24 protein-coding genes and 1 pseudogene are annotated in these 21,444 nt (G+C 70.5%); 11 read left to right on the top strand and 14 right to left on the bottom strand.

The window, feature by feature from the left end:
* Positions 1 to 81 precede the first annotated feature (81 nt).
* From AB0D53_RS23160 to AB0D53_RS23135, 6 genes and pseudogenes are all read right to left on the bottom strand, one after another.
* Positions 82 to 1,386 carry a M48 family metallopeptidase gene (locus tag AB0D53_RS23160; RefSeq protein ID WP_362449502.1) on the bottom strand — a complete coding sequence of 435 codons (1,305 nt, stop codon included), beginning with the start codon at positions 1,384 to 1,386 and terminating at the stop codon, positions 82 to 84.
* 3 nt (positions 1,387 to 1,389) lie between these two features.
* Complete coding sequence (locus AB0D53_RS23155) at positions 1,390 to 2,115, bottom strand: sigma-70 family RNA polymerase sigma factor (RefSeq protein WP_362449500.1); 726 nt, start codon at positions 2,113 to 2,115, stop codon at positions 1,390 to 1,392.
* Positions 2,115 to 2,273: a hypothetical protein gene (locus tag AB0D53_RS23150; RefSeq protein WP_362449498.1), complete on the bottom strand. Its 159-nt coding sequence runs from the start codon at positions 2,271 to 2,273 to the stop codon at positions 2,115 to 2,117. Before AB0D53_RS23150 ends, AB0D53_RS23155 begins: the two co-directional genes overlap by 1 nt.
* A 165-nt stretch (positions 2,274 to 2,438) precedes the next feature.
* Positions 2,439 to 2,642 carry a DUF397 domain-containing protein gene (locus AB0D53_RS23145; RefSeq protein ID WP_362449496.1) on the bottom strand — a complete coding sequence of 68 codons (204 nt, stop codon included), beginning with the start codon at positions 2,640 to 2,642 and terminating at the stop codon, positions 2,439 to 2,441.
* Positions 2,599 to 3,461 (bottom strand): annotated as a pseudogene (locus tag AB0D53_RS23140) (helix-turn-helix transcriptional regulator). Before AB0D53_RS23140 ends, AB0D53_RS23145 begins: the two are co-directional and overlap by 44 nt.
* A 229-nt stretch (positions 3,462 to 3,690) precedes the next feature.
* A complete protein-coding gene (locus tag AB0D53_RS23135; RefSeq protein ID WP_362449494.1) occupies positions 3,691 to 4,677 on the bottom strand; it encodes an aldo/keto reductase in 987 nt (328 codons plus the stop codon).
* 179 nt (positions 4,678 to 4,856) lie between these two features.
* On the opposite strand from AB0D53_RS23135, the gene AB0D53_RS23130 reads away from it, so the two are divergent.
* Entirely contained in the window at positions 4,857 to 5,642 is a 786-nt protein-coding gene (locus AB0D53_RS23130) for an SAM-dependent methyltransferase (protein WP_362449492.1), read from the top strand.
* Between the two features lie 71 nt (positions 5,643 to 5,713).
* Positions 5,714 to 6,874, top strand: coding sequence for a serine hydrolase domain-containing protein (locus AB0D53_RS23125; protein ID WP_362449490.1), 1,161 nt, complete (start codon positions 5,714 to 5,716; stop codon positions 6,872 to 6,874).
* A 107-nt stretch (positions 6,875 to 6,981) separates the two neighbouring features.
* On the opposite strand, the gene AB0D53_RS23120 is transcribed toward AB0D53_RS23125, so the two are convergent.
* Entirely contained in the window at positions 6,982 to 7,461 is a 480-nt protein-coding gene (locus AB0D53_RS23120; protein ID WP_362449488.1) for a GNAT family N-acetyltransferase, read from the bottom strand.
* Positions 7,462 to 7,511: 50 nt separating this feature from the next.
* On the opposite strand from AB0D53_RS23120, the gene AB0D53_RS23115 reads away from it, so the two are divergent.
* Positions 7,512 to 8,327, top strand: coding sequence for an exodeoxyribonuclease III (locus AB0D53_RS23115; RefSeq protein ID WP_362449486.1), 816 nt, complete (start codon positions 7,512 to 7,514; stop codon positions 8,325 to 8,327).
* Positions 8,328 to 8,424: 97 nt separating this feature from the next.
* On the opposite strand, the gene AB0D53_RS23110 is transcribed toward AB0D53_RS23115, so the two are convergent.
* Positions 8,425 to 9,075 carry a MerR family transcriptional regulator gene (locus tag AB0D53_RS23110; RefSeq protein ID WP_362449525.1) on the bottom strand — a complete coding sequence of 217 codons (651 nt, stop codon included), beginning with the start codon at positions 9,073 to 9,075 and terminating at the stop codon, positions 8,425 to 8,427.
* Positions 9,076 to 9,405: 330 nt separating this feature from the next.
* Here AB0D53_RS23110 and AB0D53_RS23105 point away from each other — a divergent pair, with 330 nt between their 5' ends.
* The 4 genes from AB0D53_RS23105 to AB0D53_RS23090 all read left to right on the top strand — a co-directional run bounded on the left by AB0D53_RS23105 (position 9,406) and on the right by AB0D53_RS23090 (position 13,127).
* On the top strand, positions 9,406 to 10,929 hold the full coding sequence (locus tag AB0D53_RS23105) for an NAD(P)/FAD-dependent oxidoreductase (RefSeq protein WP_362449484.1): 1,524 nt from the start codon (positions 9,406 to 9,408) through the stop codon (positions 10,927 to 10,929).
* The gene (locus tag AB0D53_RS23100; protein ID WP_362449482.1) at positions 10,926 to 11,885 is read left to right on the top strand and encodes an alpha/beta fold hydrolase; all 960 of its coding nucleotides are present in this window, start codon (positions 10,926 to 10,928) and stop codon (positions 11,883 to 11,885) included. Before AB0D53_RS23105 ends, AB0D53_RS23100 begins: the two co-directional genes overlap by 4 nt.
* A complete protein-coding gene (locus AB0D53_RS23095) occupies positions 11,882 to 12,775 on the top strand; it encodes an SDR family oxidoreductase (RefSeq protein WP_362449480.1) in 894 nt (297 codons plus the stop codon). The genes AB0D53_RS23100 and AB0D53_RS23095 overlap by 4 nt, the downstream gene beginning before the upstream one ends.
* A gap of 85 nt (positions 12,776 to 12,860) precedes the next feature.
* Positions 12,861 to 13,127, top strand: coding sequence for a hypothetical protein (locus AB0D53_RS23090; protein ID WP_362449478.1), 267 nt, complete (start codon positions 12,861 to 12,863; stop codon positions 13,125 to 13,127).
* Between the two features lie 122 nt (positions 13,128 to 13,249).
* On the opposite strand, the gene AB0D53_RS23085 is transcribed toward AB0D53_RS23090, so the two are convergent.
* Together AB0D53_RS23085 and AB0D53_RS23080 are read right to left on the bottom strand one after the other, a co-directional pair.
* Positions 13,250 to 14,224 carry a threonine/serine dehydratase gene (locus AB0D53_RS23085; RefSeq protein WP_362449476.1) on the bottom strand — a complete coding sequence of 325 codons (975 nt, stop codon included), beginning with the start codon at positions 14,222 to 14,224 and terminating at the stop codon, positions 13,250 to 13,252.
* A 271-nt stretch (positions 14,225 to 14,495) separates the two neighbouring features.
* Complete coding sequence (locus AB0D53_RS23080; protein ID WP_362449474.1) at positions 14,496 to 15,902, bottom strand: lipase family protein; 1,407 nt, start codon at positions 15,900 to 15,902, stop codon at positions 14,496 to 14,498.
* A 214-nt stretch (positions 15,903 to 16,116) separates the two neighbouring features.
* Here AB0D53_RS23080 and AB0D53_RS23075 point away from each other — a divergent pair, with 214 nt between their 5' ends.
* Complete coding sequence (locus AB0D53_RS23075) at positions 16,117 to 16,764, top strand: TetR family transcriptional regulator (protein WP_362449472.1); 648 nt, start codon at positions 16,117 to 16,119, stop codon at positions 16,762 to 16,764.
* Between the two features lie 38 nt (positions 16,765 to 16,802).
* Here the strand turns inward: AB0D53_RS23075 and AB0D53_RS23070 are convergent, their stop codons facing one another.
* A complete protein-coding gene (locus tag AB0D53_RS23070) occupies positions 16,803 to 17,054 on the bottom strand; it encodes a DUF397 domain-containing protein (protein ID WP_362449470.1) in 252 nt (83 codons plus the stop codon).
* The gene (locus AB0D53_RS23065) at positions 17,032 to 17,910 is read right to left on the bottom strand and encodes a helix-turn-helix transcriptional regulator (RefSeq protein ID WP_362449468.1); all 879 of its coding nucleotides are present in this window, start codon (positions 17,908 to 17,910) and stop codon (positions 17,032 to 17,034) included. The genes AB0D53_RS23070 and AB0D53_RS23065 overlap by 23 nt, the downstream gene beginning before the upstream one ends.
* Positions 17,911 to 18,027: 117 nt before the next feature.
* Between AB0D53_RS23065 and AB0D53_RS23060 the strand changes: the two genes are divergently transcribed.
* Both AB0D53_RS23060 and AB0D53_RS23055 read left to right on the top strand, forming a co-directional pair.
* Positions 18,028 to 18,249, top strand: a complete 222-nt coding sequence (locus AB0D53_RS23060) for a hypothetical protein (RefSeq protein ID WP_362449465.1) — start codon at positions 18,028 to 18,030, stop codon at positions 18,247 to 18,249.
* The gene (locus tag AB0D53_RS23055) at positions 18,246 to 18,722 is read left to right on the top strand and encodes an ATP-binding protein (RefSeq protein ID WP_362449463.1); all 477 of its coding nucleotides are present in this window, start codon (positions 18,246 to 18,248) and stop codon (positions 18,720 to 18,722) included. The genes AB0D53_RS23060 and AB0D53_RS23055 overlap by 4 nt, the downstream gene beginning before the upstream one ends.
* Here the strand turns inward: AB0D53_RS23055 and AB0D53_RS23050 are convergent.
* Positions 18,659 to 19,561: an RNA polymerase sigma-70 factor gene (locus AB0D53_RS23050; protein ID WP_362449461.1), complete on the bottom strand. Its 903-nt coding sequence runs from the start codon at positions 19,559 to 19,561 to the stop codon at positions 18,659 to 18,661. The two genes, AB0D53_RS23055 and AB0D53_RS23050, sit on opposite strands and share 64 nt — an antisense overlap.
* A gap of 34 nt (positions 19,562 to 19,595) precedes the next feature.
* Entirely contained in the window at positions 19,596 to 20,753 is a 1,158-nt protein-coding gene (locus tag AB0D53_RS23045; protein ID WP_362449459.1) for an FAD-dependent oxidoreductase, read from the bottom strand.
* A 247-nt stretch (positions 20,754 to 21,000) separates the two neighbouring features.
* Between AB0D53_RS23045 and AB0D53_RS23040 the strand changes: the two genes are divergently transcribed.
* Positions 21,001 to 21,405 carry a hypothetical protein gene (locus AB0D53_RS23040; RefSeq protein ID WP_362449457.1) on the top strand — a complete coding sequence of 135 codons (405 nt, stop codon included), beginning with the start codon at positions 21,001 to 21,003 and terminating at the stop codon, positions 21,403 to 21,405.
* Positions 21,406 to 21,444 lie beyond the last annotated feature (39 nt).

Below are 21,444 nucleotides of genomic sequence, written 5' to 3'. Positions count from 1 at the left end.
GGGGGGGGCGCCCGGGGGGGGGGGGGCGCCCCCCCCCCCGGCCGGGGGGCACCCCCCGCCGGGTGTGCGGGTGGAGCCTCGTCACCAGGGCCAGTTCTCGATGATGTGGGTGACGGGGAGGAGTGCGGTCAGGATGGTCGTGAGCACTTTCAGCGACATACCGAGGAATGCCGACTCCACCTTGGCCCGAGGCCGTCTGCCCGCCTTGGCCTGAGGCCGTCTGCCCGAGTCCGGGGGACGCCTGACCGGATCAGGCAGCTTCGGCCATCGCGTCGTCCCGGTTCCTTCATCCGTCGATGACAGGATCTGCAGGCTGGGTGCTCCAGTTGACGCAGGGGTGTCCTCCTGCCCCGCACCGAGGGCTGCCAGGCGTTGTGAGAGAGGGGGGTGCGAGGACGTGTGCTCCTTCTCGGGGCGGTGCGATCGCTGACCTGTACGAGCGGGTAGTGCGTTGCCCAGGGACCGGTAGAGCTCTTCCAACCGGTCCTGAGACATCTGTGAGGTCGATGCCCGACGGAATGTCTTCCAGGCTGCCACCGTCTGATCGGCCCGCAGCAGTGCCCGTCTCATCACGCCACGGCCCACGTGCCGCGCCGCGACCTGGTCGGCCTCGTACTCCTGTCGGTGGCGGGCGGATCGGGTGATCCGGTCGTACAGCACCCTGTAACTGTGGAACAACTTGATCAGCGCGCGGGCATACAGCCAAAGCAACCAGTCGTGGTTGGCTACGCCTGTGCTGACTGTCGCCGTGCTGTCCAACTCCTCAGCCAGGTCGTCCAGTTTTTTGGAACCCCGGCGGGACAGGACGCCGAAGTTGTGATGCCGCCCGGCGCAGTGGGCGAGCTCGTGACACAGGACGGCGCGCAGCTCCTCACGGTCCAACCCGGCCAGGAGCGGCACACCGAGGAAGAGGCTCTTGGCGCGGGGGCGGCCACGTGGTGGCGAGACCGTCACATCGGCATTCGCGCGGGGTGTGAGCCAGATCGAGGTTCTGTTCATCCGAGTGCCGAGGGACGAGTCGAGCTCGGCAACCATGGCCCACAGTTCTGGAGCATCCGTCGGTTCGAGTCGCACGAAATCCCGTCGACGGCGTCCTCCCGCACGGGCCATACGGATCGCGCCGACGAGCGGGACGATGGTGGGGCCCACCATGACCGCAGCGGCCAAGGACACGCGCAGCAGCGTTCTCCAGGCGTCGAGGTTGATGGTTGTCCAGCTCACCGAGCTGGCTTCCGAGGCCAGACCATTCGTGACCACCAGCATCAGCCCGAGCCAGCCCAGCAGGATGCAGAGGACGATCGCATACAGGCACAGAAGCAGCAGACGGGCGGTTGTCGTGCGCTGTGCGCTCGACAGCTTCCCCGTCCGGAGTCGTGTCGATGCCAAGGGTCACTTCTTTCCCTCTACGGACCATCCCTGTCGGGCTGCTGTGTCCTTCAGAGCGGCCAGAATCCGTTCCTGGGCGGTGCGGTCCGCCTCGAAGTGGCGCTCCAGCTCTTCCCCGGCACGACGGACAGCAGCCATAACCGTTTCGTCCCCGTCTCCGTCCACGTCCGGTGACAGGATGTCGAGGCCCGTCTCGGGGAGGAGCCCAGTGGGATCGGCCTCCCATCCCTCCAGTCCGAACCAGAGGTTGAGGCTCGTTCGCGCCTTGTGCATGTGGACCCTCACCGTGCTGTCGGAGATACCGAGCAGGTCCGCGATCTCTTGTGTCGAGCACCCGTTCCAGGCATACAGGACGAGAACAGTGCGCTGACGAGGCGGCAGATTCCGCAACGCCGCGATCACTTCGCCGGCCTCGGCGCTGAGCTGGGGGTCGGAACTGGGGTCGGGCATGGGGGCGTCCCTGACGAGGCCGAGCCAACGAGCGCGCCGCCACTGCATCTTCCGCACCCGCTGGACCATGGCGCGCTGCACTACGGCTTCGGGAGTTTCGTACTCGCCGTACTGCGCCCATCGGGGCAGAACAGCCGCGAACGCATCGTGCACCGCATCCTCGGCGTCCTGCTGGTTCTTGCACATTTTGGAGGCGCGGGCGATGAGCTTCGGGCACATGCGCTCGTAGAAGTCGTGCATCGACTCGCGCGGTTGCGTCACCTCGTTGCCGGTACCCATCACTTCTTCCCCTTCTCGCTGTGCGGCTCCCGATCCACAACGATCACCACCGGCTGCGGAGGCGGCGCGGATCGAGCGGAGTGCAGCAGCCGCACCACCTCGATGACGGCGGTGAGCAATACCGCCGGGACGGTCGGTTCTTCGAGTATGGCCAGCACTGGTGCCTCCCAGGAGCGTTTGCACGGACACAAGGGGACAGCCATGGGAAGCCGATACGTTTACGTCCGATCGCCGATCAATGCAAAAGCCCGCGCGTAGGAGAGCGGGAGGCTCTGCTGCGCGCGGGCTGCCGGGACGGAGATGTGCTGAGGGCGGTGCGGGGTTCAGGGTGCCTTGACGGACTCGACGAACGGCGTCCACGCGGACGCGTTCACGATGAGCACCGGCCCCTCGGGACGCTTGGAGTCACGGACGGGGACGATGCCGGGGTGGCCGTCCACGACTTCGAGGCAGTCGCCGCCGGAGGTGTTGCTGTGGCTGCTCTTACGCCAGGTGACGGCGCTCAAGTCGAACTGGCTGCACACCATTTCGGTGGTCCTCTGCCGCTTCCTCGATCATGGTGAGGGACACCTCCGGCTCAGGAGATCGTACGACCTCCGGTACTGCTTCACGAGGGCCGGATCGTCGACGGTGTTCCCATGGTGCTGGCCCTCCGTGCAGACCAGCGGAGGAGCGTCCGCGAAGTCCAGCACCATGGCGTTGCTCAGCATCAAGGCGTGCGCTCCCGTGTTCCGCGGGAGGATCTGCGTAAAGATCCGGTCTCTCCTGATGAGGGCGGCGATGTGGTCGAGCTGCTCGGCCATCTGCTGCAGTGGCAGGATCGGCAGACGCAGCAGGGATTCGGGCAGGATCGCCCAGTACTGCGGATTCCGTTGATCGGCTTCGAAGAGCCGCGCCCGCGCCAGCCGTCCGTTGACCTTCTCGTCGATCTCCTCGGGAAGTTCAGGCAACCGCTCGGCGCAGATCACGGCCCGCGCGTACGCCTCTGTCTGGAGCAGGCCGGGGAAGACGCCTGGTGACCACTGCTCGATGGTCTCGGCGCGCTTCTCGGCCTCCAGCACGCGCTCGAAGTACTCCGCGTGGCCATTGCGCTTGGCCTTCCGTACGTCGTCGCAGCAGCGTGCGAAGTAGCCGTCCGTGCCGAGGACCCGGTCGGCGTGGTGGGCGAGGTCCAGCGGGATGCTGCGGTTGCCGTGCTCGATCTCGCTGAGGAGCGTGATGCCGTAGAAGCTGCCCTCCGACAGCTTCTACAAGGTCAGTCCGGCTTTCTCCCGCTGGCAGCGCAGCTCCTTGCCGTAGAACTGCGGGATATCTGCCGAGCCGTCGATTTTCTTGCGCGTAGCCACTTTTGACCACCTTTCGCGCCGTGCGCCGGGGAGCGGGAAACCCTTTCAAGGTAGAGGTTCACGCGGCAGTGTGTGACATGTTCGTCACAGTGTGCAACGAAAGGTGTACCGCTTCTCCGGGCAGCCGGACAACGTGGGTCGGAGACGATTCGGAAGAGCTGTTCCTCTGGCTGTACCGATTCGACAAGGCCGCGGATCAGAGCGTCGACAAGCCGGTCGGGGCGTGGGATCAGTGTGCCGCGTCCAGACGGGCCCGCTGGTCGTCCGTCAGTTCCAGGTCGACCGCCGCCAGGTTCTCCTTCAGCTGGGCCACCGACGACGCGCCGGCCAGCGGGATCACGGGCAGGTGGCCGCCGATCTGCCACGCCAGGACGACCTGGTTGACGCCGGCTCCGGTCTCGGCGGCGATCTCGCGCAGGACCGCGAGCCGTGCGGGGGTGCCGGGGTGGTCGTAGTCCGCGGGGAGCGGCTTGTCCGTGCGGGTGTACGCGCCGGCGAGCAGCGGGGAGTACGCGACCAGGGTCAGCGCGGGCTCGGCGCGCAGATAGCTGAACATCTCGGGGCCGGCGTGGCCGAGGCTGCCGTCCTCGAACAGCGGGCTGGGGATGTCGAACCGGGGGCGCAGGTGGCTGTGCTGGTATTGCAGGACCTCGTAGCCGGGCAGTCCGGCGGCGGCCGCGAGCGAGCGGGCGCGTTCCACCCGCCAGACGGCGTGGTTGCTGGCGCCCAGCAGTCCGACCGCTCCCTCGGCCACCAGCTCCCCGAACGCCTCGACCGTCTCGCCGAGAGGGACGGTCCGGTCCTCGATGTGCGCGTAGAGCAGGTCGAGCTTCTCCACGCCGAGCCGTTCCCGGCTGCGCTCGGTGGCCTCGCGGACCGCCTTCGCCGACAGGCCCTCCGGGTTGTCGACGAACCCGGTGCCGGGCGCGAGCGGTTCGGCGCCGAGCTTGGTGGCGACGACTATCTCGTCGCCGATGCCGCGGCTGCGCCGCCACTTCCCGAGCAGCCGCTCGCTCTGGCCGCCGAGACCACCGTCGACCCAGTAGGCGTAGTTGTCGGAGGTGTCGATGAACGTGCCGCCGGCCTCGACGAAGTGGTCCAGGACGGCGAACGAGGTCTTCTCGTCGGTGACCGACCCGAAGAGCATCGCGCCGAGCGCCAGGACACTCACCTCGCGGCGGGTCGCGGGGTCGGTTCCGATGGTGCGGTACTTCATGACAGTCCCCTCCGTCGCGGCCGCCGTCGTTCGGTGGCCGTGAGAAGGAGTGTGGATGTTGAAGTGCGCTTCAACGCAAGGGGGTTCCGGCCGCAGTTCCATCAGTGGCATCGCCTACGCTGAACGCGCTTACCCGCTCTCGAATTCTTCCGAATTCTCCGCACCCAGAGGAGCGCCCCGTGCCGGTCGACCTGCCCGAGCCCCGGATCGACACCAGCAAGCCCCACCCCGCGCGCGTCTACGACTGGCTGCTGGGTGGCAAGGACAACTATCCGGTCGACCAACAGGTTGCGGAGAAGCTGCCCGAGGAGGCGCGGGGCAACGCCGCGCGGAACCGGGCCTTCATGCACCGGGCCTCCGCCTGGCTGGCCCGCAACGGGGTCGATCAGTTCCTCGACATCGGCACCGGCATCCCCACCGAGCCCAATCTGCACCAGGTCGTCCAGGAGATCACCCCGTCCGCCCGGATCGTCTACGCGGACAACGACCCGATCGTGCTGCGGCACGCGGAGGCGCTGCTGGTCAGCAGGCCGGAGGGGCTCACCGACTACATCCACGCGGATGTGCGCCGGCCCGGGGCGATCCTCGACCACGCTCGTGAACTGCTCGACTTCGACCGGCCCGTCGCGCTCTCCCTCATCGCGCTGATGCACTTCCTGCCGGACGACGAGGACCCGTACGGCCTCACCCGCACGCTGGTCGACGCACTGCCCCCGGGCAGCTACCTGGTGCTCTCGCACGGCACCGCCGACCAGCATCCGGAGCTGAAGCAGGAGACCGAGAGCGTGTACAAGAAGGGGGCGATCCCGCTGCGGATGCGCACCCGGAGCGAGGTCGAGCCCTTCTTCGACGGGCTGGACCTCGTCGAACCGGGGCTGGTCTTCGCCACCGAGTGGTACCGCGAGGAGCCCGCACCGGTGCGGGAGCGCAGCGGCTTCTACGTGGGCGTCGGCCGGGTGCGCTGAATCCGGGCCGATGAGTTCCGGGCGGTGCGGCGGTCCAGCTTTCCGAGCGGATGAAACGGGAAGGTGGACCGATGACCGATCTGAACGATGTCCTGAAGAAGCATGTCGGCGACGGGGCGGCGCCGGGGGCCGTGGGGCTGGTGGCCCGCGGCGACCGGGTCGAGGTGGCGGCGGTCGGCTCCGCCGACGCGGGCGGTACGGTCCCGATGGCCCGGGACTCGATCTTCCGCATCGCCTCGATGACCAAGCCGGTCACCGCCGCGGCGACCATGATGCTGGTGGAGGAGGGCCGGATCGCACTGGACGAACCGGTGCGGCAGTGGCTGCCGGAGCTGGCGGCGCCGATGGTCGTCCGTACGCCGGCCTCCCCGGCCGACGACGTGGTGCCCGCCGCCAAGGTCATCACCGTGGCCGACCTGCTCACCTTCCGGGCCGGGTACGGCTTCCCGTCGGACTTCTCGCTGCCCGCGGTCCGGCTGCTGTTCAGCGAGCTGAAGCAGGGAGCGCTGCAACCGCAGGCCATCGAGGCGCCGGACGCGTGGATGGCCACGCTGTCCCGTATCCCGCTGCTCCACCAGCCCGGCGAGGAGTGGCTGTACAACACCTGCTCGGACATCCTCGGGGTGCTGATCGCCCGGGTCTCGGACCGGCCGCTGCCCGAGTTCCTGGCGGAGCGGCTGTTCGAGCCGCTGGGCATGGCCGACACCGGATTCGCCGTACCGGCCTCCGAGGCCGGCCGGTTCACCAGCTACTACCGCGGCAGCCCGGCCGGCGGCCTTCAGCTGGTCGACGCCCCGGACGGGCAGTGGAGCAGCGTCCCCGCCTTCCCGTCCGGCACCGGCGGGCTGGTCTCGACCGCGGACGACTGGTACGCCTTCGCCCGGATGCTGCTCGCAGAGGGGAACCCGGAAGGGAGCCCCGGCGGGCGCCGGCTGCTGTCCGCCGAATCGGTGCGGCTGATGACCACCGACCATCTGACGCGGGCGCAGCGGGAGCACAGCACGCTGTTCCTGGAGGGCCAGGGCTGGGGCTACGGCGGTTCGGTCGACGTCGAGGCCGTCGAGCCGTGGAACGTGCCGGGACGCTACGGGTGGGTGGGCGGCACGGGAACGGCGGGGCATCTCACGCCCGCCACCGGCGCGGTCTCCGTCCTGCTGACCCAGCTGGAGATGACCGGACCGACACCGCCCGCGCTGATGCGGGAGTTCTGGCGGTACGCGGCCGGGGCCTGAGGGCCCGGTGTCGGCGCGGGCCCGGACGGCGGCGGTCACGGCGGCGGACAGCGCCACGAGGCGGACAGTGCCACGGTGGCGGCACCCGCCCCTCGGGCGCGGGACCGCTACCGCAGGGGCTTCGCGAAACAGCGGCTGCTCTCGTACATGCGGTAGTGGCCGAACTTCTCGCACGGGGCGTAGCCGCTGGATTCGTAGAGCGCGATCGCCTCAGGCTGCTTGTCCCCGGTCTCCAGCACCATGCGGACCCGGCCCGCCGCCCGCGCGTCGGCCTCCAGGGCGGCCAGGATGCGGCGGGCCAGTCCGTTGCCGCGGCCCTCGGGTATCACGAACATCCGCTTGAGCTCGGCGTCGCCGTCCGAGTAGCCCTCGTCGTTCCGGTCCTGGGTGCGCCAGCCGCCGGTGGCGACAGGACGGTCCCGCGCATCGTAGGCGAGCAGATACAGCCCGTGGGGCGGTTCGAACATCGAGGGGTCGAGCGGTGTGACATCGCCCTCGTCCCCGTACCGCTCGGCGTATTCGAGCTGCACCTGATCGTTGAGTTCGACGGCGTCGGGGTGGTCGAAGGGCCGAGGGTGGATATTCATGCGGAGAATGGTACATGTATGCGGGCATCCGGTGTCGGTATCGTGCCGGAATGCTCACTGTGACCTCTGTCAACGTAAACGGGCTCCGTGCCGCCGCCAAGAAGGGCTTCGTCGAATGGCTGGCCCGGACCGAAGCCGATGTGATCTGCCTCCAGGAAGTGCGGGCCGAGCCGCAGCAGCTGCCCGAGGAGGTGCGCGACCCGGACGGCTGGCACACGGTGCACGCGCCGGCCGCCGCCAAGGGGCGGGCCGGGGTCTCCCTCTACTCGCGGCGTGCGCCGGAGCGCGTGCAGATCGGGTTCGGCGGCTTCGGGGACGCGGGGAGCGAGGAGTTCGACACGAGTGGGCGCTACGTCGAGATCGATCTGCCGGGTGTCACGGTCGCGAGCCTGTATCTGCCCTCCGGTGAGGTGGGGACCGAGAAGCAGGACGAGAAGGAGCGGTTCATGGCCGCGTTCCTCCCGTATCTGAAGGGCCTGAAGGAGCGTGCCGCGGCCGGGGGCCGTGAGGTCGTGGTCTGCGGTGACTGGAACATCGCCCACCGCGAGGCCGACCTGAAGAACTGGAAGGCCAACAAGAAGAACTCCGGCTTCCTCCCCGAGGAGCGGGAGTGGCTGACCCGGGTCTTCGACGAGGCCGAGTACGTCGATGTCGTACGGGCGCTGCACCCCGACGAGGAGGGGCCGTACTCGTGGTGGTCCTACCGCGGGCGGGCCTTCGACAACGACGCCGGCTGGCGGATCGACTACCAGGTGGCGACGCCGGGGCTGGCCGGGCGCGCGGTGAAGGGCTGGGTCGAGCGGGCCGCGACGCACGCCGAGCGGTGGAGCGACCACGCGCCGGTGACGGTGGTCTTCGAACAGTAGAGCGTGCGAACGGGGGGAGTGCGGGGCGGTCGGGGCGGGGCAGGATCCCGGCGTGCGATCGAGAGTGCCGGCCGGGCGGCCGCCGTGCGACCGTCCGTCAGGGGGCGGGGCTGTGCGGCGGACCGTCGGTGTTCTCGCGGCGCATGCGGCGGTCCAGGGCCATGGAGAGCTCGGCGTCCATCACCGCCCGGGCCAGCGGCCGGAGTTGGGGCGGTTCGGCCTCGCCGCTGTGGCTCTCCAGGGCGCCCACGAAGAGTTCGGCGAGCGCGTCGGCGTGCTCGCGGACCCGGCGGCCGGTCTCCAGCACGGTGGCGAGCGGGATTCCCTCCCGTACCAGCTGGGACGAGACCTCCAGCAGGCGGCGGCTGATGTGGACGATCTCGTCGCCGTCGGTGGCCAGATATCCCAGGTCGAGGGCGGCGGCCAGGTTCTCCGTGCCGGTCTCGCCCTCGAAGTAGTCCGCGAGCTGTTCGGGCGTGAGGCGGACCGGGGTCTCCTCGGTCGGCTCGCCCAGCCCCAGTACCTCGGCGACGTCGCGGCCGCTCTCGAAGGTGCGGGCGAGATCGGCGATGCCGGTGAGGGTGTGTCCGCGCTCCAGCAGCCCGGTGATGGTGCGCAGCCGGGCCAGATGGTGGTCGTCGTACCAGGCGATGCGCCCCTCGCGGCGGGGCGGCGAGATCAGTCCGCGCTCCCGGTAGAAACGCACGGTCCGCACGGGGATGCCGGCCTCCTTGGCCAGCTCCTCCATGCGGTATTCGCGGTGCTCGCGTCCTTCGGCCACACCCGCACCCTACCGGCCTCCCCCGCGGCAGGGAGCGGGCTCCCGGCGCCCCGCGACTCCGCTTGCGGCGTTGTCGTCGGTCGACGGCGCTCCGCGTCGTCCCCCTTCTCCGCCTTGCGATCGAAGCCGCATGGCGCCGCTCGCCATCCGCTCCCTGTCGCGGGGGAGGCCGCACGTTGTACCGCCGGTAACTTTCCCTCGCCGTACCCCTACCCATCGGTACGGAGCTGTTCTAGTCTCCCCACAATGCCAGTGATTGCTGGCAGAGTCGTGTGACGTACCGCGGGAGGCGGCAGCATGGCCCAGCACAAGCACGTACGAGTGGCGGTGATCGGATCCGGATTCGGGGGCCTCGGCGCCGCCGTCCGGCTGCGCCGCGAAGGCATCACGGACTTCGTCGTCCTGGAGCGGGCCGACTCCGTCGGGGGCACCTGGCGCGACAACAGCTATCCCGGCTGCGCCTGCGACGTACCGTCCCACCTGTACTCGTTCTCCTTCGCACCCAACCCCGAGTGGCCGCGCACCTTCTCCGGCCAGGAGCACATCCGCACCTACCTGGAGCATGTCGCGGACACCTTCGGACTGAGGCCGCACCTGAGGCTGGGTCACGAGGTGACGGTCATGCGCTGGGACCGCGAGGAGCTCCACTGGGCCATCGAGACCGCCAACGGGGCCTCCTTCACCGCCGACTTCGTCGTCTCCGCGACCGGTCCGCTCTCCGACCCGAAGACGCCGGACATCCCCGGTCTCGCCGGCTTCCCCGGCAAGGTCTTCCACTCGGCCCGCTGGGACCACGACGCCGACCTGACCGGCAAGCGCGTCGCCGTGATCGGCACCGGTGCCTCCGCCATCCAGATCGTGCCCGCGATCCAGCCGAAGGTCGCCGGCCTGGCGCTCTTCCAGCGCACCCCGCCCTGGGTCATGCCGCGCATGGACCGGAAGATCAGCGGCGCCGAGCGCTGGCTGCACCGCGCCCTGCCCGTCACCGGCACCGCGCGCCGCGGACTGCTCTGGGGCATACGGGAGTTGCAGGTCAGCGCCTTCACCAAGCACCCGAACGAACTGGGCCTGGTCGAGCGGATAGCCAAGGCCAACATGGCGAAGGCGATCAAGGACCCCGTGCTGCGGGCCAAGCTGACCCCCTCGTACCGCATCGGCTGCAAGCGCATCCTGCTCTCCAGCACCTACTATCCGGCGCTCGCGAAGCCCAACGTGGACGTGATCACCTCCGGCCTGGCCGAGGTGCGCGGCTCCACGCTCGTCGCCTCCGACGGTACGGAGACCGAGGCCGACGCGATCGTCTTCGGCACCGGCTTCCACGTCACCGACATGCCGATCGCCGAGCGCGTGGTGGGCGCGGAGGGCATCACGCTCGCCGAGTCCTGGAAGGACGGCATGCAGGCGCTGCGCGGCGCCAGCGCCGCCGGCTTCCCCAACTTCATGACGGTCATCGGCCCCAACACCGGGCTCGGCAACTCCTCGATGGTCCTGATGATCGAGTCCCAGCTGAACTACATGGCCGACTACCTGCGCCAGCTCAACGTGCTGGGCGGACGCGTCGCGCTCGACGCCCGCCCCTCGGCGGTCGGCGCCTGGGACCGCCGCATCCAGACACGGATGGAGCGCACCGTGTGGAACACCGGCGGCTGCAACAGCTGGTACCTGGACGCCAACGGGCGCAACACCACCGTCTGGCCGGGCACCACCGCCGAGTTCCGCAAGGTCACGCGGTCGGTCGACCTCTCGGAGTACGAGGTCGTCCGGATACCGAAGCGGGCCGCCGCCCCGGCGGAGGCCGTCGCCGAGGAGGTCGTGCGATGAGCCGGCTGCTGCGGCGCGACAACACCCCGCCGGTCCCCGCGCACGAGCTGACCGCCCGCTCCGCCGACGGCGCCCGGATCCATGTCGAGGTGCACGGGCGGGACGGCGCCCCGGCGGTGGTCCTCTCGCACGGCTGGACGTGCAGCACCCACTTCTGGGCCGCTCAGGTACGGGATCTCGCGGCGGACCACCGGGTCGTCGTCTACGACCAGCGGGGACACGGCCGTTCGCCCGCCGTCGGCCGCGAGGGATACAGCACCGAGGCCCTCGCCGACGACCTCGAAGCGGTGCTGGCCGCCACCCTCGCACCGGGGGAGAAGGCCGTGATCGCCGGGCACTCCATGGGCGGCATGACGATCATGGCCGCCTCAGGGCGGGCCGGGCTGCGCGAGCACGCGGCGGCCGTACTGCTGTGCAGCACCGGCAGTTCCCGGCTGGCCGCCGAGTCGCTGGTGGTGCCGGTGCGGGCCGGTGCCGTCCGGACCGGGATGACCCGCGCGATCCTCCGTGCGAAGGCCCCGCTCGGACCGGTCACACCGGTTTCCCGGCGGATACTCAAGTACGCGACGATGGGAGCGGGCTCCGCTCCCGACCGGGTGGACGCCTGCGCCCGGATCGTGCACGCCTGCCCGCGCGGCGCCAGGGCGCCCTGGGGGCATGTCCTCGCGGAGCTCGATCTCGACGCGGGCGTACGGGAGTTGAGGGTGCCCACGGCGGTGATCGCGGGTACGGAGGACCGGATGACGCCGCCCGTGCACGCCCGCGCCCTCGCGGCGGCGCTGCCCGACTGCCTGGGGCTCACCGAGCTGACGGGCATGGGCCACATGACGCCGGTGGAGGCACCGGAGGCGGTCACGGCGAAGATCCGGGAACTTGTCACCGGGTACGTCCCGGCGGACGGCACGGGTGCGGATGCGGGCACGGACGGTACGGCCGAGAAGGAGGAGGTCGCATGAGCGACAGGCGGAGTCTCGAAGGACAGGTCGTCGTCGTCACGGGCGCGGCACGTGGCGTGGGTGAACTGCTGGCCCGCAAGCTCTCGGCGCGCGGCGCCACGCTCGCGCTGGTCGGGCTGGAGCCGGACGAACTGAAGAAGGTCTCCGAGCGGCTGCACTCGGACAGCGACCACTGGTTCGCGGACGTCACCGACCACGAGGCGATGGCGCGGGTCGCCCAGGAGGTCAAGGCGCGGTTCGGGAAGATCGACGTCGTCGTCGCCAACGCCGGGGTCGCCTCGGGCGGGCCGTTCGTCGACTCGGACCCCGACGCGTGGCGGCGGGTCATCGAGGTCAATCTGATCGGCGGCGCGGTCACCGGCCGGGCCTTCCTGCCGGTGCTCATGGAGAGCCGCGGCTACTTCCTCCAGATCGCCTCGCTCGCGGCGATGACCCCGGCACCGATGATGACCGCGTACTGCGCGTCCAAGTCGGGCGTGGAGGCCTTCGCGCACAGCCTGCGGGCCGAGGTCGCCCACCGGGGCGTGAAGGTCGGGGTCGGCTATCTGTCCTGGACCGACACGGACATGGTGCGGGGCGCCGACCAGGACGACGTGATGCGGGAGTTGCGCCAGCGGCTGCCCTGGCCGGCGAACCGCACCTATCCGCTGGGTCCCGCCGTCGACCGGATCGTGGCCGGCATCGAGCGCCGGTCCCCGCACGTGTACGCGCAGTGGTGGCTGCGCGGGATGCAGTCCGTGCGCGGCTACCTGCCCTCGCTGATAGGCGTCGTCGGACAGCGGGAGGTCCGCAGGTTCGGGTCGCGGCTGGACGGCGTGAGCAAGGGTCTCGTCGGCGCCGGGGGCGCCGCCGACCAGGCGGCACGGGCGACGACTACGCAGCGTAAGTGATCGACATGCGGTGGGTGCCGGGGCCTGCGACGCTGATCGAGGTCCTCACGGACCGTCCCCCAAGCACCCACTAGGAGTGAACGGAATGGCTATCGCAGACCAGTTCAAGGACAAGGCGCAGCAGCTCGCCGACCAGGCGAAGAAGAAGGGCGGCGAGGGCCGCGGCCAAGGCCAGGAGCGGACGCGCACCGAGGGCCAGGAGCGCATGCGCACCGAAGGCCAGGAGCGGGCGCGCACCGAGGGCCGCGAGCGGATGCAGAACGTGTCCGAGCGGGCCTCGAAGACGTCGCAGCAGGGCCGTGACAAGGCCCGGGCCACGACGGACGAGCTCCGCGAGCGCCGCGAGCGCTGACGTGCCGGTCGCGACACTGCGCGTTGCCTGAGAGGGGCGCACCCGGATCTCCGGGTGCGCCCCTTTCGCACGGTGCGGGCCGGGGCTCTCAGCGGTCCCGGCCCCGGCCTCGGTGCTCGGCCTCAGTCCTCGGCCGCCGGGTGCGCCAGGTCGCCCGGGTCGGTGTTCGCCCCGCACAGCACCACGGCGACCCGTTCACCGGCGCCCGGCCGGTAGCCGCCGCCCGGCGCCGTGAGCGCGGCCAGTGCGGTGGAGGCGGCGTGCTCGACGGCGATGCGGCGGTGGTCCCACAGCGCCCGGCGGGCGCGGACGATCTCGCCGTCCGGCACCAGGACGGAGCGGACGTCGTTCTCGCGGGCGGCGTGCAGGGCCAGGGAGGTGACCCGTCGGGCGCCGAGGGCGTCGACGGCGACCGAGTCGACCGGGACGTCGACCGGCCGGCCGGACTCCAGGGCGGCGTTCAGTGCCCGGCAGTTCTCCGGCTCGACGGCGACCGTGCGGATGCCGTGGTGCCGGGCGGAGGTGGCGACGCCGGCGAACAGACCGCCGCCGCCGACCGAGACCACCACGGTGTCCAGGCCGGGGATCCGGGCGTGGATCTCCTCCATCAGCGTGCCGGCCCCGGCGGCGATCAGCGGGTGGTCGTAGGCGTGCGCGGCGAGCGCGCCGGACGAGGCGGCGAACTCCTCGCACGCTTCGAGGGCCTCGGCGTACTCCGCACCGACCAGCCGCACGTCCGCCCCGTAGCCGCGCAGTTTGGCGACCTTCACCGCCGGGGCGACGCTCGGCAGGAACACCGTGGCCCGTACGCCCTGCTGCTGGGCGGCCCACGCACAGGCCAGCCCGGCGTTGCCGCCGGAGGCGATGGTCACCCCCGCGTCCGGCAGGGTGCCCGCCTCGCGGTGGGCCTGGATGAAGTTCTGCGCGCCGCGCGCCTTGAAGGAGCCGGTGTGCTGCATGAACTCCAGCGCGAACCAGAGCTCGTAGGGCTGCTCGGACCGCTCGTCGGGGCCGGCGGGTGTGACGGCGACCGGGCGGATGTGCCCGGTGGTCCGGTCGGTGGCGGCCTTGATGTCGTCGTACGTGAGCTGGTCCACTTTGTCGCTCCTGCCGGGAGTCGGGCCGGGAGGCCGGGAGGGGTCGGTCGGCTCCTAGTCTCGCGGAAGCGGCTTTGCGCGTATCCCGGCGAGGGTGGCGCGCCACTCCTCCTCCGGGGCGGACGACACCGAGTGGTCCGCCCGGCACATGCCGCGTCCACCGGGGGTGCTGCACCGGTGGACGCGGCGGATTCGTACGCGGCGGATTCGTATGGGGCGGATTCGTACGGGGCGGATTCGTGCGGGGCGGATTCGTGCGGGAGTGGTGAGGTCAGGGCTGGATCGGCATGGACCAGCAGTTGGAGGTGGCGGCCTTGCCGGAGAGGCGGTCGGTCAGCCAGGAGACGGCGTCGCCCTGGTCGGTGATGAGCGGGACGAGGTGGTTGGTGAGGATCTTGTCGCCGAGGTTCGGCAGCACGATGGCGTCGTAGGTGACGTCGGCGCCCTTGTTGCACCAGTCGACGGCGAGCTTCCGGGCCTGGGCGTGGGGCACGATGTCGTCCTGGACGCCGGTGGCCAGCCGCACGGGCCCGGCCGGCTTGAGCGTGCCGATGCGCTGCTTGTCCAGGGCCGCCTGCGCGCGGGGGTCGGCGGCGATGATGTCACCGATGGACTTGCCGCTGGTGGTCCACTTGCTGCTCTTGGTGAAGCCGTAGCCGAACAGTGCGTCGCCGACGCACATGGTCGACGCGTCCGCCAGGGCGGCCCGGCCGTCGGCGTTGATGTTCGCGTCGACAACCGCCCGCAGATCGGGGTCGGCCTGGGCGAATCCGTTGATCGACCAGGCCAGCGCGCCGGCGAGCGCGCTGCCGTCTATCCCCTTCATGACCGAGGTCAGGTCCGCCGGGGGTGCGCCGGAGTACGTTCCGGAGAGCGGGACGTCGGGCGCGTAGGAGGGCTGGAGTTCGGCGGCCGCCGCGCTGGCACCGCCGCCCTGGCTGTATCCGTACAGACCGGTTCTCGAAGCCGCGGTGACCGACGCCCCGGATACGGCGCGGGCGGCGCGGGCCGCGTCCAGCAGGGCGTGTGCCTCGTCGACACGGTTGACGTAGGTGTGCAGACGGTCGGTGGTGCCGAGGCCGACGTAGTCGGTCACGACGACCGCGGCGCCGGTCGACAGGAGCCGGTAGATCGCCAGGGCCTCGTAGCCCACGGACACGGTGTCGCCGTTGAGGGTGAGCGGGTTCTGCAGGGCGAAGGACGGCGCGCACTGATCGCCCTGGCCCATGGTGCCCGAAGCCACCGCGACCAGGGGGCGCGGCCCGGTGCCCTTCCAGGCGGCCGAGGGCTCGATGTAGGCGCCGGTCACGGCCACGGCCTGTCCGGCCGAGTCGGTGGACCGGTACATGAGGCGGGTCGCGGTGCCCGGCATCGGGCGGCCGTCCAGGCCGGGGATACTCAGTCCGAGCGGCAGTGCTTCGGTACGGATCAACGCCCCGTTGGGCGAGGGCAGTTCGTTGGGCGGGGTGTAGAAGGCGGGGATGGTCACCCCGCGGGAGACGACGGGGTCCGCGGTGGTGGCGGCGGCAGTGGCCGGTGCGGCCGAAAGGCCGGCGCAGACCGTGCCGGCGACGACGACACCGGCCAGCAGGCGCAGGCCGGCCCCGGCGCCACGACCGGTTGCCGGGGCGGGGGTGGGGGTGGGGATGGAACGAGAACGGGTCTTCGTGCGGCTCATGTGGGGCTCCTCGTTCGTCGTTTGAGTGATCGATGTCGCCTGAGTTCGTCCGGTGCGGCCGGGCACACCAAGTGCCTTATGAATCAATGCAGTTACTCGTGAGTCACTTACGGCAGCGTAGGTCCGCGTGTCAGTGAGTGACAAGACGTCGGCATGCGCCAGTTTTCAATGGCTCGCTATGCTGCGGCAGCAGGGACGAGGGGCGGGGGCGAGGGTGGGCGAAGCGCCATCCGCGGGACGCGGGTGGGAAGTTCAGGCAGCTGCCAGGCCGTCGCTCGCCGAGCGGCGCAAGGCGGCTCTCCGCTTCGAGATCGCCGGTGAGGCTGTCCGGCTGTTCGCCTCACAGGGCGTCACCGGCACGACGGGCGAGCAGATCGCCCAGGCCGTGGGCATCTCTTCCCGCACTCTGTGGCGTCATTTCCCCACCAAGGAGAGCTGCGTACTGCCGCTGCTCTCAGCGGGGCTGGAGTTCGCCGTGGACCAACTGCGCCACTGGCCGGCGGACATGAGCCTGCTGGACTTCGTCACGCAATCCCTGCGGGTCGGCGAACTGCCCGCCGGGGCCCCGGTCATCCTCGACCTGATCCGCATGACGACCACCGACCCGGCACTGCGCGCGGTCTGGCTCCAGGCCCACGACGACGCCCTGCCCGTCCTCGGGCAACTCCTCGCCCAGCGGTCCGGCGGCAGCGCCGACGACCTCCGGATCAAGGTGCACGCGGCAACCTTCAACGGCGCCCTGCGCGCGGCGTCGGAGGACTTCGCCCGCCGGTACGCGGAGGATCCGGGGGCGTCGGGGAGCGAAATCGCCACATGCCTCATCGCCGCACTGCGCGCAGCCTCCGAGGGCCTGCCCTACTGACGTGCCCGGTGCGGGGGCCGCATCGAATTGCTCAGTGGTCAGGACGCCTTGAGGGCCTCGACGAACGGGGTCCAGGCGGACGCGGGGAGGACGAGCGCGGGGCCTTCGGGGCGCTTGGAGTCGCGGACGGGGACGAGGTCTCGGTGGCCGTCCGCGACTTCGAGGCAGTCGCCGCCGGAGGAATTGCTGTGGCTGCTCTTGCGCCAGCGGGCGAAACCTGCGGCGACTTCGACGCAGTTACCACCGGAGGTGTTGCTGTGGCTGCTCCTACGCCAGATTGCGGCGCTCAAGTTGATTTGGGTGCGCACCATTTCGATAGTCCTCTGTTGCTTTTTGGATCGTGGCGAGGGATTCCTCCGGGGGCAGGGCGGCGGCCCGGAGCAGATCGTACGACCTCCGATACTGCTTCACGATCGTCGGATCGTCGATGGTGTTTCCGTGATGCTGGCCCTCCGTGTAGAAGAGCGGGGGCGCATCCGGGAAGTCCAGCAGCATGGCGTTGTTCAGCATGAGAGTGTGCGCTCCAGTGTTCCACGGCAGGATCTGCGTAATGATCCGGCTTCTCTTGGCGAGATCAGCGATGTGGGCGAGCTGCCCGGCCATCTCTTGCGGCGGCAGGATCGGCATCCACAGCAGCGACTCAGGCAGAACGACCCAGTACTGCGGCGTCCGGTGGTCCTTCTCGAAGAGTTGAGCCCGTTCCAGCCGCGCATTGACCTTGGCGTCGATTTCTTCTGGTAGATCCGGCGTCCTCTCGACGCGGAACAGCGCACGTGCGTACGGCTCTGTCTGAAGCAGGCCAGGGAAGACTGTCGGAGACCATTCGTCGATTGTTTCGGCCTTCTTCTCAGTCTCCAGGACGCGCTCGAAATACTCCGCGTGCCCCTTCCGCCGGGCCTTCCGCACGTCCTCGCACCGCCGCTGGAAGAACCCGTCCGTTCCCAGCACCCGGTCCACGTGCCGGGCCAGGTCCTCGGGCATCCGCCGGTGACCGTGCTCGATCTCGCTCATGTACGTGACGCCGTAGAAGCTGCCGTCCACCAGCTTCTCCAGGGTCAGGCCCGCTTCCTCCCGCTTGAAGCGGAGCTCCTTTCCGTAGAACTGCGGGACGCCCGCCGAGCCGTCGATCTCCTTGCGTGTGGCCACTGTTGACCGCCTTTCGCGCTGTTCGTTGTGGAGCGGGAAGTTCTTTCACGGTAGGGGTCCGTGCGGCAGCCTGTGAGGCGTTCGTCACAGTCAGCAACGAAAGGTGGATGCCCTCTCATGGACGACACGTACGACTTCACCGCCCACGACATCGGCCCGGACATCAACGCGCTCCGCGCCGCGCTCGCCGCCCACGGCATCACGCTGCCGACGCTCGGCGTCGACCCGCTGACCCTCGCCGCGCGGGCGACCCGGCCGCCGCTGGTCGCGCTCGGCAACTGCAATGTGGCGACCGCGCGCCGGATGGCCGAGGTGCTGCGCTCGGCGGCCGGTGGATGACCGTGTTGCCGCTCACGGTGGATCTGCTCGCCGTACCGAAGGCCGTACCGGAGATGCGGCACACCCTGCGGGAGCGGTGCGGGGGCGTGGACTCGCCCGATCTGCTGCTCTGTGTCAGCGAGTTGCTGACCAATGTGATCGTGCATCTCGGTGAGGGGACGCCGGTCACGCTCCGGGTCAGCGGTACGCGTACCGGCAGGGTCCGGGTCGAACTGAGCGACCCCGAGCCGTGCGCCTGGCCCGCACTGCGCACCGCGTCCGGTGGCGACGAGTCGGGGCGGGGGCTGGCGCTCGTGGACGCGCTGGCGCTGCGGTGGGGCGTCGAGCAGGGGCCGTACGGGAAGACGGTCTGGTGCGAGTTGCGGGCCCCCGGTCCGTCCTTCGGCGAAGGACGGACCGGTGAAGGGGGTCAGCGCAGGGTGAGCGGGGTCTCGGAGTCGACGCGGGTCAGCTTCTCCGGGTTGCGTACGTAGTAGAGGCCGGTGATGTGGGCGTCCTCGATCCGGAAGGCCACGACGCCGTCGACAACGCCGTCCAGGCGCAGCAGGAAGGCCGGGTTGCCGTTGGCCAGGGTGGGGCTGATGGTGATCGTGGCGGTGGTCTTGCCGGCGCCGCCGACGAGGTAGCGGGCCACCTTGTCGGCGCCGATGATCGGCCGTCGGGCGGCCTGCTTGATGCCGCCGCCGTCGCCGAGGAGGACCACGTCGGGGGCGAGCACGTCCAGGAGGCCCTGGAGGTCCCCGGTCTCCAGGGCGCGCCGGAACGAGTCCACCGCCGCCCGGGACACGCTCGCCGAGACCGCCGCACGGGGGCGGCGGGCGTCGACGTGGCGACGGGCGCGGTGCGCGATCTGGCGGACGGCCGCCGGGGTCTTCTCGACGGCGGCGGCGATCTCGTCGTAGTCGACGGCAAAGACCTCGCGCAGCACGAAGACGGCGCGTTCCGTCGGCGACAGGGTCTCCAGGACGAGCATCAGGGCCATCGACACGCTCTCGGCGAGCTCGACGTCCTCGGCCACGTCCGGCGCGGTGAGTACCGGTTCGGGAAGCCAGGGGCCGACGTAAGCCTCCTTGCGGCGCGACAGTGTGCGCAGCCGGTTGAGGGACTGCCGGGTGGTGATCCGGACCAGATAGGCGCGCTCGTCGCGCACCTGTTCCGGGTCGACCTCGACCCATCGCAGCCAGGTCTCCTGGAGGACGTCCTCCGCGTCGGCCGCCGATCCGAGCATTTCGTAGGCGACGGTGAAGAGCAGGTTGCGATGGGCGACGAAGGCCTCGGTCGCCGGGTCGGGGGTGGCGTGGTCGTCGTTCATTTCTTGCCTCTCCTCGGAGCCCGGCTCGCGGAGCTCAGGCCGTCTGTCCGGCGGCGGCCGGTTCCTTGGCGCGTTCGGCGCGCGGGCCGCTCCTGCGGGCCTCGTTCACCAGCTGCTTGACGGTGGCCTTGCAGACGATCTCCTTGAGCTTCGCACCGGGGCGGCCACCCAGGTACAGCGGGTTCGCGCGGTCGTCCATCGAGGCGAACTGGAAGAACCCGGTGCGGCGGCCCAGGCTCATGCACTGGCCGGCGAACCGTACCTTCAGGGGCGCGGGTTGCTCGCCCGCGATCCGGCTGAGCACCGTGCGGGCGGCGCGCGAGCCCAGCTGGCCCGCGGCCTGGCAGCTCATCCGGAACGGCGCGTCGGCCGGTGCCGCCGCGTCCCCGGCCGCGACGATGCGCGGGTCGTCCACGCTCGTCAGGGTCTCGTCGGTGAGCAGACGGCCCACGGCGTCGGTGGTCAGGCCGCTGCGGGCGGCCAGGTCCGGCACGCTGAATCCGGCGGCCCGGACGGTGACCCGGCTGGGGAGTTCCCGGCCGTCGTCGAGCCGTACGGCATCGGCGGTCACGGCGGCCACCCGGGCGCCGGGGCCCTCGACCACGGCCACACCGAGCTCGGCGAGGGTCCGGGCGACCGCGCGGCGGCCCCGGGGGTGCAGATACGGGCCGAGCTCCTCGCCGCAGACCAGGGTCACGGCCCGGCCCTCCTCGGCCAGTTCGGCGGCGGTCTCGATGCCGGTCGGGCCGGAGCCGACCACGGTCACCGGGGCCGTCGCGGGTGCGGCGTCGAGGAGCGGACGCAGCCGCCGCGCCTCCTCCAGGGTGGCGATCGGGTGGGCGAACTCCGCCGCGCCGGGCACGTCCGGGGCGGCGCTGCCGCTGCCCACCGCGTAGATCAGGTAGTCGTAGCCGACCGTGGAGCCGCCCGTGAGTTCCACGCCGCGCCCGGCCGCGTCGATCGTCGCCACGCTGTCGACCACCAGCCGGATGTTCCCGGCCAGGACCTCCGCGTAGTCGACGACGGCGTCATTGCTTCCACCGACCAGTTGGTGGAGTCGGATGCGCTCGACGAAGTCGGGGCGCGGGTTGATCAGTGTCACGGTCAAGTCGGTCTGCTGGGCCAGCCGGTTGGCGGCGGTGACGCCCGCGTAACCTCCGCCGATCACGACCACGCCGGTGTTCTTGTTCATGGTGTCTGCGTCTCCGTCCGGTTCCGTTGCCTGCTTTTGGCATCAAGACACCGGGGGCAGTGGAGCTGTGACACGGGGTGAGCCGGATCACTCCGGTCAACACCGCCGTAACGCCCGCTTGACCGGCGTCAGGCGTCCGGGTGATGCGCCCCTCGGCCTGCATCTATTCACTCTTTGTGTCTGTTTGACTTCGGGGAGTCGCGACGGCTCTCGATGGGCCCTCGGACTTTCCTCAAGGAGAAATCGCATGTTCAAGAGCAGGGGTGCCCGCTCGCTCGTCCTCGGTGCCGTGGGCGTGTCCGTCGTGGCGGTCACCGCAGGGGTGGCCGTCGCCGTGGCCGACAACGTCAGGGCCCCGTACGCACAGGCCGGCGCGACGGTCCAGGGCGACGGCACGGTGCGGCTTGCCAAGGGGGTCGACAGCGTCGCGCGTCTGGGCGACGGCGACTACTGCGTGACCTTCAGCGACCCCGACTTCGCCGGGCACAAGGTCCTTCCCAGTGTCACCTCGCTCAGTCGCGGCAAGATCGTGGCCTACTCGTGGGGAGCTGCCGGTTCCAACTGCGACCCGAACAAGCGGCAGGCGCGGGTCTGGGCCACGGACACCGATGGCAAGAGTGCCGACGCCTGGTTCTCCATCGTCATCCACTGATCGCCGAACCCGACGCCCGCCGGCCCGCTCACGGCCGGT

Source organism: Streptomyces sp. NPDC048295 (assembly GCF_040652135.1).
In the GTDB taxonomy this organism is placed as follows: Bacteria; Actinomycetota; Actinomycetes; order Streptomycetales; family Streptomycetaceae; genus Streptomyces.
The sequence above is the reverse complement of the archived record's forward strand: the minus strand, read 5'-3'. Positions and strand labels throughout refer to the sequence as shown.